This is a genomic window from Campylobacter sp. BCW_6889 (genome assembly GCF_001762535.1).
Lineage (GTDB): Bacteria > Campylobacterota > Campylobacteria > Campylobacterales > Campylobacteraceae > Campylobacter_D > Campylobacter_D jejuni.
On record NZ_MJWZ01000007.1, the window covers coordinates 82,203 to 96,132 of the forward strand.

The window sequence follows — 13,930 nt, forward strand, 5'->3', positions numbered from 1 at the left end:
ACTATAATCATAACTCATTTTTTTAAATAAAATCATAAAAATTTATTTTTTACAAAATTCAAGCTTTTTACTAAGTCCTAAAGCATTGTTAGTAAATTTAAGCCAAAAAAACTCTAAAGCATAAATTTTTACACTTTTATCAAGCTTAGCAAAGGGAAATTTAGAAAAATAAATTTTCATTTGTTCCTTGCTTGCCATTTTAAACTCGGCCTTAGCTTGCACACCTTTTAAAAAGGCTATTTTGCTTTCTTTGGCTATATTAAGTGCTATACTTGAATTTTCACTAGCTAATCTTATATGCTTAGTATCTTCATGAGAAGCGATAATAAAAGCTAAATTCTTCTCATCAAAAACATAAAAAGCACTAGCTGTATAAACACCTTTTTCATCAATCATAGCCCAAGATAAAAGCTGCTCATTTTTTATAAATTCTAAAATTCTTTCATCCATATTGTAAAATTATACTAAAATATTTTTAAAAATAACCGATTATAATTTTATAAACTATAAATATAAGGGGAAGAAATGCAAATTGATGCTAGCAAAAACCAAAGTTTTTCGATGGATTATACAACAAAAAGTGGCAAACATTTAGCCTTATCTATGTATGACAATCAAAGTGTAAGTTATGCAAATAATGAAGAAGGTAAAACTCTTAATCTTAAACGTCAGTATGGCTTTAGCTTTACTTTTGAAGGCTCTAAACTCACACAAAATGATCTTGATGAGATTAAAAATGCTATGAAAGAAGTTGAACCTATGATCAAAGACTTTTTAGCAAATTCTAAAGTCGGAGAGTTAAAGCCAAAGGAAATTATCGAATCAGCTATGCAAATGGCAAATGTTCTACCAACACCAAATGATGAAAACCATCAAAATGCTATTATGAATAATTTTACAAATAAACTCAGTGATTTACTAAAACAAAATCAAACAGATGATAAAGATATCAATGCTTCTATGCTTGAAGATAGCAAAAAACTTCTTGATGAAGTTTTAGAACAAATGAAAAAACAACTTGAAAAACAACAAGAAAAAGCCAAGGAAAATCAAGATAAGACAGATGATAGTTTAAATCTTTACGCTTAAATCATATAATATTAAAAATTATCAAGGAGTTTTTAAATGACAAATATCGAAATTTTAGAAAATATGCTCAAACTCCAACAAAAACTCAACGATGAAACCAATGGCTTAAATTGGGAAAATGGCTATACCAAAGAAGGAAAACTGATCAGTTGGAGACGCTGTATTTATATGGAATGTGCAGAACTTATAGACTCTTTTACATGGAAACATTGGAAAAACATTTCAAGTCCAACAAATTGGGAAAATGTACGCATAGAGATTGTCGATATTTGGCATTTTATCTTAAGTCTTTTACTTGAAGAATATCGCAATAAAAATGGAAATGATTTTAAAATTATAGCCAATGAAGTGATTTCAGTAAGTGTATTTCAGGATTTTTGCAAAGAAGAAGAGCATCCTAATGAGAGTGATATTTATAGTATTTTAAATGATATAGAGCTTATTATCCATAAATGCAGTGGCTTTGGATTTAATCTTGGAGAATTGCTTTCAACCTATTTTACCCTAGCTATTAAATGCGGGCTTAATCTTGAAATTCTTTATAAAACCTACATAGGTAAAAATGTTTTAAATATCTTTAGACAAAACAATGGTTACAAAGATGGTAGTTATAAAAAAACTTGGAATAACAAAGAAGACAATGAAGTTTTAGCTCAAATTTTAGAACAAGAGCTTGATTTTGATACTATTTATAAAAAACTAGAAGAATACTACAAAAAGGCATAATTTGGATATTTTAAAACTTGCAATCAAAGATTTTTTCAGTTTTAAATTTTTAAAATTTGCTTTAATTCCTTTGATTTTTAGCCTTATATTTATGCTTTTTTTAGGAGCACTTGGCTTTTCGGCTTTGCTGGATTATTTCAATTCTTTATTTAGCGTTGGAGAGGATTCGTTTTGGGCGTGGTTTTATGCCCTTCATTTTGTACAAATTTTAATCACCATCATAAGTTTTTTATTTTCAGGTTTTATTGTTGTTTTTGCTTCGGTTTTTTTAGCCCTTTTTATCACTTCTTTTCTTACCCCTTTTATCGCTAAAGAAATCAACCAAAAATATTACCATTATGATAATACAAACGAAGTTTCAACCCTAAAAACTATCTTTGAATTTTTTAAAATATTTATAAAATTTATAGGGATTTTACTGCTTTGTACCTTGGCTTTATTTTTACCTTTTATCAATATTTTTGTATATTATCTTGCTTTTTATTATCTCTTTCACAAACTTTTAATGATTGATATTACAAGCACGATTTTAGACAAAGAAAGCTTTAAAAATTTTCATTCTAATTTTTCGCCTTTAGAGTTTAAATTTAGCACTCTTTGTTTTTATCTACTCTCATCAGTACCACTTTTAGGACTTTTTTTGCAAGTGTTTTTTGTGATTTTTCTCACACATTTAGCCTATCAAAGAATTTTAAAACTAAAAGCTAAGACTTGAAATATCGATTTTATGATTATATAAATAAGCTCTTAAAAGCTTTGGAATTTTAGCTATTCTGCACTCTTCTTTAAAATTTTTAGGTAATTTTTGACAAGTTTCATACTCAAAAACAATAGCTTGTTCGTTTTTATATACAAGTGCTATTTTACCACCTAAAACACAATCACCCTTTAAAAGCTCTTTTCTTTGTGCCGTGCTCAAAAGTAAACCTTTCATTTTCACCGCTCTAGCAATCAAACTTTCATTTTTAGGGCAAATAAGAAGTCCTTGAACTTCTTTGATGTTTTCAAAATCATAAAGTTTTTTCCTATCTTCACCAAGATAAGAAAAGCTTCTTTTTAAACCCTGATGAAATTCACTCACAAAGGCATTGGAGAAATTTTTTCTTATATAATTTCTAAAATATTTTTCATTTTCATTGCTTTCATCATGGAAATAAAAAATATCTTTTTCTTTTAAAAAAGATGAAATTTCATCTTTACTTATAAAGAGTAAAGGGCGTAACAGTGTATAATTTGAGCGTTTTTCACACTCTTGCATACCTAAAATTTCAGCCAAACCTGCACCACGAGAAAGTTGCATCAAAAACCACTCAAACTGATCGTTTAAATGATGGGCTAAGATAAGATGATCATAATCTTGCTCAAGACAAATTTTTTCAAAAAAATCATAGCGAAAATCTCTAGCTTTTTTTTCAAAATTACTTTGAAATTTAGGAGCGTATTCTATGAAAATTTTTTTATGAAATTTCAAAGCAAGCTCTTTGGCTTTTAACTCTTCTAAATCACTATTTTTTCTAGTTTTGTAATTTATCATCACAAGATCAAAGTCAATCTTTTCTCGCATTAGAAGATAAAAAAGCGCACTAGAATCACTTCCATAAGAAAAAGCGAGTAAATTTTTACCCCTTTTTAAAAGGGATAAAATTTCATCTTTAATTTGCATCTACTTTTCTTAAAGCCTTAGCAAGGAGCTTTTTATCAAGGTTTTGTAAAATTTCACATTCATAAATTTGCCCCATTTCTAAATTTCCACATTCGCTTTCATTGATAAGAATTTCCCCATCAATCTCTCTATCCCATCTTAAATCTTTAGCTGCGATGAAAAACTCTCCCTCACTACTTTCTCCCGTGCAAACTACTAAACGCTTTTGCCCTACTTCTTTTTCAAAACTTTTTTCTATGACTTCATCAACAATTTTTTCTATGATTTTAAGTCTTTTATTGATCACTTTAAAAGGCACTTGCTCCATATCAAAAGCGGCCGTATCTTCTTCCTTAGAATACGCAAAAACGCTCACTCTATCAAAACCAAAGTCTTTAACAAATTCACAAAGCTCTTCAAAATCCGCTTCGCTCTCACCTGGATGCCCTACGATAAAGCCTGTGCGTAAAAAGCTATTTGGCGCACTTTTCATTAAATTTAACATTTCTTTAAGTCTTGTGCTATTTGCCCCACGCTTCATGATTTTAAGCATATTATCACTTATGTGCTGTAAAGGCATATCAAAATAATTTACAAAAATTTCAGAAGCTATAATGCGTTTGATCAAAGCTTCACTCGCACTCGTAGGATAAAGATATAAAATTCTAGCCGCTCTTATGCCTTTGATTTTTTCTACCTCATCGATTAAGCGTATAAGCCCATCTTTTTCACCCTTATCGAACAAATAAGAACTCGTATCTTGTGCAATAAAAGAAAAATCCTTATAACCTCTAGCTACCAAATCTTTAAGCTCAGCTATAATGCTACTTATTTCGCGAGATTTTAACTTGCCTTTAAAACTTGGGATGGCACAAAAAGAGCATTTTTGATTACAACCCTCGGCGATTTTTATAAAAGCATGAGAATTTGAACCTGTGATAATGCGTTTGGAATTTTCACTCTGCAAATAAGTCGAATTTGAAAATAAATTTGTTTTTTTGAGTATCATTTCATCGATTCTTTCATAATCACCCACACCTGTGAAAAGATCAACCTCAGGAAGTTCTTTCATAAGTTCTTCTCGGTAACGCTGCATCAAACAACCCGTAACCACCAAAAGAGAATCTTTTTTTCTTTGTTCGTGCAAATCCAAAATCGCATTAATGCTTTCTTTTTTCGCACTATCGATAAAACCACAGGTATTTACGATTAAAACATCAGCATTGTTTGGTTCATCGCAAAGCTCATAAGCACTAAGGCGTCCTAGCATGATCTCACTATCGACTAAATTTTTATTACAACCTAAAGACATAAGATAAAGTTTTGGCATTTTTTTCCTATATTAAAGTTTTCTTTTGATATAATTTTTGATTTTAAAAATATAATTATAGCAAAGAAATTTTATGGATAATTACGAATTTAGCGAACTTTTAAAAACTTTAAAAAACAAAGTCGGCAACATAGCCTCCATCATCAAGCCTGAAAATATCCAAACAAGGCTTAAAGAAATCGAAGAGCTTGAAAATTCTCCTTCTTTTTGGAGTGATGTCAAACAAGCAGGGATCATAGGCAAAGAAAAAACCAAAATCACCAATCTACTTAAAAACTATGAAAATGCTTTTAATGCCCTAAATGACGCAAGCGAACTTTTCGATCTAGCCAATAGCGAAAACGATACAGAAACGCTTGAAGCTTTATTTAATGATGCACCAAAACTTGAAGATACCATCACAAGTCTTGAAATTTCCATGCTTTTAAGTGGGGAAAATGATGGTAAAAATGCCATTGTTTCCATTCATCCAGGTGCGGGCGGAACAGAAAGTAATGACTGGGCAAGCATACTTTATAGAATGTATTTAAGATTTTGCGAAAGAGAAGGTTTTAAAGTCGAAACTCTAGACTTTCAAGAAGGCGAAGAAGCAGGACTTAAAGATGTGAGCTTTTTGGTTAAAGGCGAAAATGCTTATGGTTATTTAAAGGCTGAAAATGGCATTCATCGTTTGGTAAGAACTTCTCCTTTTGATAGTGCAGGACGCCGCCATACAAGCTTTTCAAGTGTTATGGTAAGCCCTGAACTTGATGATGATATAGAAATTGAAATCGAAGAAAAAGACATAAGAATAGATTATTACAGAGCAAGTGGTGCAGGTGGACAACATGTTAATAAAACAGAATCAGCCGTGAGAATCACGCATTTTCCAACTGGTATAGTTGTACAATGCCAAAATGACAGAAGTCAGCACAAAAACAAAGCTACCGCTTTTAAAATGCTAAAATCTCGCCTTTATGAACTTGAACTCATGAAACAACAAGATAGTGCCAATGCTGGAGAAAAAAGTGAGATAGGCTGGGGGCATCAAATCCGCTCTTATGTGCTTTTCCCTTATCAGCAAGTCAAAGACAATCGCAGTGGAGAAGCTTTTTCTCAAGTGGATAATATCCTTGATGGAGATATCAAAAAAATGATAGAAGGCGTTTTGATTGCTTTAAAAGCGGAGTAACAGGCTTAAAAATAAGTAATTTCTGCAAAATGTCGGTATAAAAAAATTAGAAAGATAGCGGGACTTTCCCGCTTGTTTTATTATCTTGCATAAAACCTAAATGCGTCATTCGCAGAACAATAAATTCTTTTCTTAAGATCTCTATCGCAATAAATACTCACAACTTTATAATCTCTTTTATCATTTGGATTTAATAAGAAAACATAGTTTGAGTATGGAGTTTTATCTATTTCTAAATCACGCTTCATTTCTTTGATTTTACCTTCTGGGTCTTTAATATCACTAATTGCTCTGACTGAAGTATAATCATAAAGCTTATAATTTGGATATTTTTTCATAATCTCTTGATTACCTAAATCAAACATAGCTTGATCGTTGCCATTGTTTTTTAATTCGACTAAACCGCCATCGCCACAACCTATAATTAAAGTCATAGCTCCTAAAGCCAAAACACTTGTTAAAATCTTTTTCATTTTTACTCCTATTTTAAAAATTAAATTAATATAATTATACCTAAATTTAAATATCATTTTTATAATAAATTTTTAAAGCAAAAATCACATAAAATTTAACTCATAATCATTTCATTCAAACAAATTTTTATGCAAAATTTCTTCTAAAACTACAGTAGCATAAGAGCCTTTTTGCAAGAAAAACTCTATACAAAAATGAGCTTTTTCTTCATCATAACGCCATTTTAACTCTTCTAAATATCCCCACATAAAGCGTCTTGAACCTTGCATTTTGGATTTAAACTCCAAAGCATCTTTAAACATTTCATTTTCTAAATTTAAAGCCAAACCTTCTCCTGTTTCATAAGCCTTAGCACCGATTAAAAGTCCCATAGCGCTAATGTCTCTTGCTCTAAAACGCTCAAGCTCAGCATTTAAATCCTCGCATAAAAAACACTTTCCAAAAGGATAATGCCCTAAAACCTCGCCTTTTAAAAGCTTAAAAAATTGTTCTTGTTTTTTAAGTTCCTTGGCTTCTTCTTTAGAAATTTTATAAATTTGGATCAATTCTTTTTCGCTAAAATCATTTGCAAAATGCGATAACTCCACTCTTTTACTCAAATAGCGATTAAAAAGCTCACTTTGAAAAGCCGAGATTAAAAACTCTTTCATTTTTACATTTTTCATCTTTTTACCACGCAAAATTTCAAGCCCTTCTTTATAATTATCCCCAAATTTTCCAAAACGCTGATAACCAAAATAATTCGCAAAACCTTGTTTATCCAAATTTATCAAAGCTTGTTCTAGTTTTAAAGCATCGCTTGGTAAAACTTTTTTTAAGCGTATGAAAAAAGAATTTCCTTTTAAATGCCCTATTCTTAGCTTGTTTTCATGGGTAAAAATTTCTAAAATTTTAAGTTTAGGATGAGAAAAATTTGACAAAAAACTCTCAAATTTTTTAGGCATAGAAAGGTATTGAAAGGTTGTTCCTTGCTTGTCTTTAAGCCCTGCATAACCAAAATCTCTTATTTTAACCCCGCTTGCTTCGCTTAAAATTTTTAAAGCTTCATTTGTGGTTAAATCTTTTTTATTGATATGCAAAATAAGATGCTCACCCTTGCCGCTAAATTCATACAAAGGCCTTTCACGCACTACAAAATCATCGCTATTTTTACTAAAATACGCATTAATAGGACTGTGTTTTAAACTATACAAAGGCTTAAAAATGATGTTCTCTTCCGCTAAATTCATATTTTCCTTTCACTGCTTTTCCAAAGATATTTAATTTCACGCCGTGTTTTTTGGCTATTGTTTCTATATTTTGCCATTCTTTTTCATCAAAAGCAAATAAAATTTCATATTCTTCTCCGCTATAAAGCGTATAATCATCAAGTTTTTTAAACCAAGAAATACCGCATTTATTTAAGGCTAAAAGTCTTGATAAATCCTTACTTAAACCATCTGAAATATCCATAGCACAAGAAATCAAAGGTGCGATTTCATAAAAAAAACTAGCTCTTAATTTTGGCTTTATAAATACATGGTTTGGTTTTAAAGTGCCCCCATTTTGTAAAATTTCAAGCCCTTTTAAACTTCGTCCTAATTTTCCTGTATAAGCAAGCAAATGTCCCTTTTTTAAACCTTTTCTAAAAACGGCTTTATCGTTAATCTTTGAAATGATAGTAAGACTAATGTCTATTTTATCATTACTTATAGTATCGCCGCCTATGATTTTTATATTAAATTTCCTAGCTGTTTTTAAAAAACCTTTTTGCAAGGCTTTGATCTCATTTTCGCTTAAATTTTTTGGTAAAGCAAGTCCTAAAAGTGCGTATTTTGGTACAGCATTCATCACAATGGCATCTGAGATATTGACAAGCATTGCTTTTGTAGCGATTTGCTCTAAGCTAAGCCACTCTCTTTTAAAATGCACATTTTCAAAAAATAAATCCTTACTAAAACACCAATCATCGATAATAGCTCCATCATCGCCATTTTTTTCATTTAAAAAAGCTTTGATAATAAAATCTTCTTTGTTCATAATGCGTGATTTTATAAAATTTCCTTTTAAATTCTAGTGAATTTTAGAAAAATTTTATATAATATAGAAATATTTAAGGAAAAACCATGAAAAAATTAGAATTAAGAATTTTTAGATTTGATAAAACCAAGGATTATGAGGCTTATTATAAACCTTATATTTATGATAATTATGAAAATTTTGCAAGCTTTTATGATTTGCTTTTGCAAGTTCAAGATGATGATATTTATTTTGATTTTGATAAAGATGAAGACACTTACATAGTGGTAAATAAGCAAATCATACCACTTTTTACACCTTTAGAAAAAATAGCAAAAGAATTTGATTTTAATCTTTGTATCGAGCCTTTAAGCACAAAAAGAGCTATTAAAGATCTTATCATTGATAAAAATGATTTTTTAGACAAATACAAATATCTTGAAAAATTTGGCGATGAAGAGGATAAAAAGCTTTATGCAAAATATGATTATTTATATTATGCAAGTGAAATTTTAGACTATCTTCCTGAATATATGGGCGATGGAGTGTTTTATTTGGCCTCAAAAATGATAGAAAAATATCCTGAAAAAAAGATAGAAATTTTAAAAACTCTAGCAGATAAAGAAAAGGGTATTTTTTATCACCTTGAAAGTAAAAATGAAATTTTAGAAACAACGATCAAAAACCTACAGAATGAAATTTTAAATTTAGGGCTTTTTGATAAAAATATTTTACACTTTGATTTACCTAAAACCAATGCTTTTGATAATGAGATCAAAGAACTTAAAGAAATTAAACATAATTTTAAAGATTTCAATATAGCTTTTTATGGTTTTAATGCTTGTGATACTTTAAAATCCAAACTTGAGGCTAAATTTATTTCCTATGAAAACAGTACAAAAAATAATGGCTTTACTTTACTGAATTTAAATCCCACACTAAGCTATAAAATGGCTGCAGATATTGTTTTGGACGCTTATGATAGCGGGGCTGATTTTATGGTAGTAAAAGAAGAAAAGGATTTTTATCTTTTTGATACTTGTGCTAAAAAACTTATGCAAACAAGTGGGAGAGAATTTGAAGACTTTTATATTTTAAGTCGTTTTGAGTTTTTAGCCCTTATCCAAGGTATACAAGCTCCATCATTAAAAAATCACACTTTAAAGGTTAGTTTGATATGAAAATCTCTTTAGAATGTAAAGACCTCATCATAGAAAAAACTTTAGAACTTTTTTTAAAAGATCATTTGGTAATGAAAAAAGATTGTGATTTTATCATTAGCGATGAAAAAATTCACACCGCAAAACCCTTATTTATCATCTCTAAGAACTCTCCATTTTTAAGCGTGCCATTTAGCAAAGAAGCCTTGTTTGAGTCTTTAAATGAATTTGACAATGCTTTAAAAGCAGCAGCTTTACAACTTGCACTTGAACAAAAAAGACTGCTTGAAGAAAAAATTGACGCTATTGCTTTGGAATTTAAAAAAGATTATGAAAATAAAATCGATCTTGCCATAAAAGATCTTAAAAACAAACTCGTAAAAGCACTTAATGATGAATGATGAATTTATAAGCGTTAAAGACTTTTTTAATCACAATGAAAAAAGAAAAAAATTTCTTCAAAAACAAGAAATTAAACCTCCTAAAGAAAAAATAAAAAAAATCAAAGAAACAAAGCTTTATACAAATATAGAAAGTGGTAAATACAAAGGAAAAAAACTACTTTTACCTAGTCTTACAACAACAAGAAGCACTAAAAGTATAGTAAAAAGTTGTGTTTTTAATGTAATAAGGGAAGATTTAAGAGATAAAATTTTCATTGAAGCCTTTGGTGGAAGTGCTTTGATGGCAGCTGAAGCGCTAAGCAATTATGCTTTAAAAGCTTATGCTATAGAACTTGATGTAAAAGCTTATAAAATTGCTTTAGAAAATGCTAAAAACATAGATCCAAATTTAGAAGTAATCCATGCAAATACTTTTGAAATTTTACCCCAACTCATAGAAAATTCAAAAAATGAAATCATCTTATATCTTGACCCGCCTTTTGATATCAGAGAAGGTTTTAGCGATATTTATGAAAAAATTTATCATTTTTTAGAAAATTTAGATTTAAAGACTTTAAATTTAATCATTTTTGAACACCACTCAACCATAAAAACTCCCGAAAAAATCCAAAATTTTCAAAAAGTCAAAGAAAAGAAATTTGGATCAACTAGCTTAAGTTTTTATAGCCTAAACTAATTACCTCTTCCCAAACTCCCTCTTCAATCTAGGCACATCTTTAAAATAAAATTTAACATATCCAGCCTTATACCATTCTTTATCAGCTTTTATCAAAGCTTCTCCTAGTTTATAAGTAAAACATTCTTTTTCTTTTAAAGCCTCATTGTAATCTGGATATGTTTCTAAAGGAGGTAAGGCTAAATTTGGATTGTCTTTTATTTTTTCTTCATAGGCTTTTTGTTCTTGTCTATGCTTGTCTTTTATATATGATAATACATAAGGCATTCTTATATAGCCTAATATACTTTTTGAATTAATAATTAAAGCTTGTCCTAGTTTATAAGATAGATGATTTTGAATACGAGCTTTAGCTGAATTTTTATCTATATAATTTATATTTATATTTTTTACAAATTTATCTCCTAGCTCTTTTTTCAAAATAAACGATTGTAATTCTTTATTTTTCAAATCTTGTTCTAGATTGGCTAATTCTAAATGTTGTTTTTTTACAGGCAAAGAATTGAGTTCGTTTTGTAGAGTTGTTTTCTCTTGATTTAAAGCAAAGATGATATTATCTTTCTCTTTAATTTGATTTTGCAAAGGGGCTAGTTTTATAGGATCTTTTCTTTGATTGTATTGCTCAATAATAATTTTATACTCTTTTAAATATTCACAAAGATGGGTAAAATCATATTCTTCTGAAATTTTAATTTCTATATCTTCTGAAATTTTAAGATCTTCTACTTCCTCTGAAACAAGAAGAAAACCTATAATTCCAATGTCTTCTTTATTATTTTCCCAAGTTTTATCAAACCAAGTTAACAATGGTTTTTTAACATCTTCATCTAATGATTGATGAATTTTAATTTCAGAATCAATTATAAAATTATATTCCAAAGCATTAAAGCTTAATACATGGTAAATTCCTTGTAAAACTTTTTGATTTTTATTTTCAAATACACAGTAAGATAATATATCTTTATTATTACGGTAATATACCCCCAAAATCTTCATTCCAAGATATTCCTTTGGAAAGTTAAGTTTTAATTCTTTGGAATTTTTTAAATTATAAGTATTTTCTTTATATAAATTAGTTCTTTGATTAATAAAATTACTGTTTTTAAAATCTAGTATTTCATCTAGGTCTAGAACTTTAAAATCAGGTATATCAAGACTTATATTTTTTTTAGGTTTTTTAAAAAAAATAAAATTTTCGCAAATATTTTGAGCCATTTTTGAATAAACATAGGCCATAGGATGTTCTGCATCAACTATTTGCATATAAAAATCAAGAAGTTTTTCCTTGAAGCAAAAATCATAAGCATCAATAAAATTAAAACCGTATTTTTCACTTTGAATTTTGTGAAAAGATTTATATCCCCCATGACAAAAAGCGCAATGTTGCCATTGAATAATTAAAACTTTTTTTTGTAATCGACTTAAAATCTTATAAATATTATTATATATTGGTAAAAAATGCTTTAAATGATCTTTATCTTTAAAAAATTGAGCAGTTGGAGATATAATAATTAATTCCGCTTCTTCAAAAATCTGTCTATTTTTCTTTCTATATAAACTATATATATGACTTAAGGGATGAACCGCACGAAAACTAAAAGCATATACTTTTGCATTGCAATTCCTTAAAGAGCTTTCAAAAACATTGAACCAAGCAAACTCACAAGTTCCAAGCAATACAATTTTCATAAATCAAAAGCCTTTTTTATCATTTTTTGAATACTTTCAAAGCTTTCAAAATACATAGATCGCATAAAATCAGAATCTAAAGTTTTATTATAATATTTTTCAATTTCATTCACCAAATTTAAAATATCTATGCTATCAATAATATCATTACTAACTAAATTTTGTTCATTTTCATCAATATCACCTTTGCCAATATTAATAAAAAATTGTTTAATTTCTTGCATTTTTTTCTCCTTTGGTTTTTGTAATTATAAAATATTTATTTAAATAAGTTCTTTTAAAACCTTTCTATCAATCTTTCCATTTTGATTAAGTTGTAATTTATCAAGCTTAATGAATTGACTAGGTATCATATAAGAAACTAGTTTTTCTTTGCAGAAGGTTTTTAGATTAAATTCTTCATCACTTTCATAAAAACAAATGATTTTATCTTTAAAAATACAAGCGCTATTTTTTATATTTGCATGAGAATTGATCACACTTTCTATTTCTCCAAGTTCTATTCTATGCCCCATGTATTTAATCTGATAATCTTTTCTTCCATGCAAAATAAGTTCACCAAATTCATTATAGGAAGCTATATCTCCTGTTTTATAGAGTAAATCTAAATAATTATCATGTAAAGGATTTTGTATAAAAGCTTGTTTGGTTTTTTCTTTTTCGTTGTAATACCCTAGGGAGATATTACTTCCTCTTATAAAAAGCTCACCCTTTTGATTTGTCTGCTTTGATGTAATAAGTTGCATATTTTCATCAAAAAGTAAAACTTGAGTATTGTTTGAACTTTTTCCTATGGGTAAAATTTCATTTTCTTTAAAGTCGCGATCAATCTTATAATAAGAACAAGTTCCTGCAATTTCTGTAGGACCATAAAGATTAATAAAAGTAGCATGAGGAAAACTATTTTTCCAAGTATTTAAGGTTTTAATAGGCATAAATTCCCCTACCCAAGCTATGGTTTTTAATGATTTTAATTGAAATTTTTCTAAAGCTTGCCCTTTACATAAATGGGTAAGTACAGAAGGTACCCATGAAATATGTGTGGTATTTTGCTCTTGCATATACGATAAAATTTCATGTGAAAAGGCAAAAAGATGATTAGGTAAAAGGTGTAAAGTCGCTCCTGATTTTACACTTGAAAAGATATCTCTTACAGAAGCACTAAAATAAAAAGGAGTTTGGTTTAATAAGGAACTGTTTTGATTGATTTGTAAAATTTCGCAAATATTATAAGTATAATCAATCACACTCTTATGTGCTATGCTTACTCCTTTAGGAATGCCTGTACTCCCACTGGTAAAAAGAACATAGAGTAAATTAGTATCTATGTGTTTTTCTTTTGCAGTTTTTATTAAACTTTCATCTATATTAAAACTTTCAAAGTCTTGTGTATAAAGCGTAGGCAAATCTAAGTTAAATTCTAAATCTTTTGAAGTGATAAAAAGTTTAGGTTTTAAAACTTCTATAACTTTTTCTACTCTTTCTTTAGGACTTTTTTCATCTAAAAGGGTATAAAAATTTCCACTTAATGCCACTCCAAAAAATGAAATTAAACAATCAATCCCTTTAGG

The 13,930-nt window shown here is 28.8% G+C and carries 15 protein-coding genes and 1 pseudogene; 7 read left to right on the forward strand and 9 right to left on the reverse strand.

Annotated features, from left to right (window positions below):
- Window positions 1-42 precede the first annotated feature (42 nt).
- On the reverse strand, window positions 43-450 hold the full coding sequence (locus tag AJ939_RS00955) for a hypothetical protein (protein WP_070276003.1): 408 nt from the start codon (window positions 448-450) through the stop codon (window positions 43-45).
- 75 nt (window positions 451-525) lie between these two features.
- Here AJ939_RS00955 and ciaI point away from each other — a divergent pair, with 75 nt between their 5' ends.
- The 3 genes from ciaI to AJ939_RS00970 are packed head-to-tail and all read left to right on the forward strand — an operon-like array spanning window position 526 to window position 2,530.
- Window positions 526-1,089, forward strand: a complete 564-nt coding sequence (gene ciaI / locus AJ939_RS00960; protein ID WP_002826203.1) for an intracellular survival protein CiaI — start codon at window positions 526-528, stop codon at window positions 1,087-1,089.
- A gap of 36 nt (window positions 1,090-1,125) precedes the next feature.
- A complete protein-coding gene (dut, locus tag AJ939_RS00965) occupies window positions 1,126-1,815 on the forward strand; it encodes a dUTPase (RefSeq protein ID WP_070252587.1) in 690 nt (229 codons plus the stop codon).
- A gap of 1 nt (window position 1,816) precedes the next feature.
- Window positions 1,817-2,530 carry an EI24 domain-containing protein gene (locus AJ939_RS00970; RefSeq protein WP_070252588.1) on the forward strand — a complete coding sequence of 238 codons (714 nt, stop codon included), beginning with the start codon at window positions 1,817-1,819 and terminating at the stop codon, window positions 2,528-2,530.
- Here the strand turns inward: AJ939_RS00970 and tilS are convergent.
- Together tilS and rimO are read right to left on the reverse strand one after the other, a co-directional pair.
- Window positions 2,513-3,478, reverse strand: a complete 966-nt coding sequence (tilS, locus tag AJ939_RS00975; protein WP_070252589.1) for a tRNA lysidine(34) synthetase TilS — start codon at window positions 3,476-3,478, stop codon at window positions 2,513-2,515. The genes AJ939_RS00970 and tilS overlap by 18 nt on opposite strands.
- Window positions 3,468-4,787, reverse strand: a complete 1,320-nt coding sequence (gene rimO / locus AJ939_RS00980; protein ID WP_070276004.1) for a 30S ribosomal protein S12 methylthiotransferase RimO — start codon at window positions 4,785-4,787, stop codon at window positions 3,468-3,470. Before rimO ends, tilS begins: the two co-directional genes overlap by 11 nt.
- Before the next feature lie 73 nt (window positions 4,788-4,860).
- Between rimO and prfB the strand changes: the two genes are divergently transcribed.
- Window positions 4,861-5,958, forward strand: coding sequence for a peptide chain release factor 2 (gene prfB / locus AJ939_RS00985; protein ID WP_002867022.1), 1,098 nt, complete (start codon window positions 4,861-4,863; stop codon window positions 5,956-5,958).
- Between the two features lie 161 nt (window positions 5,959-6,119).
- Here the strand turns inward: prfB and AJ939_RS00990 are convergent.
- The 3 genes and pseudogenes from AJ939_RS00990 to AJ939_RS01000 form a co-directional block, all read right to left on the reverse strand.
- Window positions 6,120-6,431: pseudogene (locus AJ939_RS00990) on the reverse strand (hypothetical protein); the annotation flags it as partial.
- Between the two features lie 111 nt (window positions 6,432-6,542).
- Window positions 6,543-7,661 (reverse strand): tRNA pseudouridine(13) synthase TruD, encoded by a 1,119-nt coding sequence (gene truD / locus AJ939_RS00995; RefSeq protein WP_070276006.1) that lies wholly within the window; start codon window positions 7,659-7,661, stop codon window positions 6,543-6,545.
- The gene (locus AJ939_RS01000; RefSeq protein WP_070276007.1) at window positions 7,630-8,451 is read right to left on the reverse strand and encodes a thiamine-phosphate kinase; all 822 of its coding nucleotides are present in this window, start codon (window positions 8,449-8,451) and stop codon (window positions 7,630-7,632) included. Before AJ939_RS01000 ends, truD begins: the two co-directional genes overlap by 32 nt.
- Before the next feature lie 86 nt (window positions 8,452-8,537).
- Here AJ939_RS01000 and AJ939_RS01005 point away from each other — a divergent pair, with 86 nt between their 5' ends.
- From AJ939_RS01005 to rsmD, 3 genes are read left to right on the forward strand one after another with little or no spacing between them, the layout of a single operon-like run.
- Window positions 8,538-9,611 carry a DUF5644 domain-containing protein gene (locus AJ939_RS01005; protein WP_044778877.1) on the forward strand — a complete coding sequence of 358 codons (1,074 nt, stop codon included), beginning with the start codon at window positions 8,538-8,540 and terminating at the stop codon, window positions 9,609-9,611.
- On the forward strand, window positions 9,608-9,991 hold the full coding sequence (locus AJ939_RS01010) for a hypothetical protein (RefSeq protein WP_002870895.1): 384 nt from the start codon (window positions 9,608-9,610) through the stop codon (window positions 9,989-9,991). The genes AJ939_RS01005 and AJ939_RS01010 overlap by 4 nt, the downstream gene beginning before the upstream one ends.
- Window positions 9,984-10,670 (forward strand): 16S rRNA (guanine(966)-N(2))-methyltransferase RsmD, encoded by a 687-nt coding sequence (gene rsmD / locus AJ939_RS01015; RefSeq protein WP_070276011.1) that lies wholly within the window; start codon window positions 9,984-9,986, stop codon window positions 10,668-10,670. The genes AJ939_RS01010 and rsmD overlap by 8 nt, the downstream gene beginning before the upstream one ends.
- On the opposite strand, the gene AJ939_RS11045 is transcribed toward rsmD, so the two are convergent.
- The 3 genes from AJ939_RS11045 to AJ939_RS01030 all read right to left on the reverse strand — a co-directional run.
- The gene (locus tag AJ939_RS11045) at window positions 10,671-12,359 is read right to left on the reverse strand and encodes a hypothetical protein (protein ID WP_250540828.1); all 1,689 of its coding nucleotides are present in this window, start codon (window positions 12,357-12,359) and stop codon (window positions 10,671-10,673) included. It abuts the gene before it with no gap.
- A complete protein-coding gene (locus AJ939_RS01025; protein WP_070276008.1) occupies window positions 12,356-12,583 on the reverse strand; it encodes an acyl carrier protein in 228 nt (75 codons plus the stop codon). Before AJ939_RS01025 ends, AJ939_RS11045 begins: the two co-directional genes overlap by 4 nt.
- Before the next feature lie 39 nt (window positions 12,584-12,622).
- Window positions 12,623-13,930: AMP-binding protein (locus AJ939_RS01030; RefSeq protein WP_070283374.1), on the reverse strand; the 1,308-nt coding region annotated here is incomplete at its 5' end.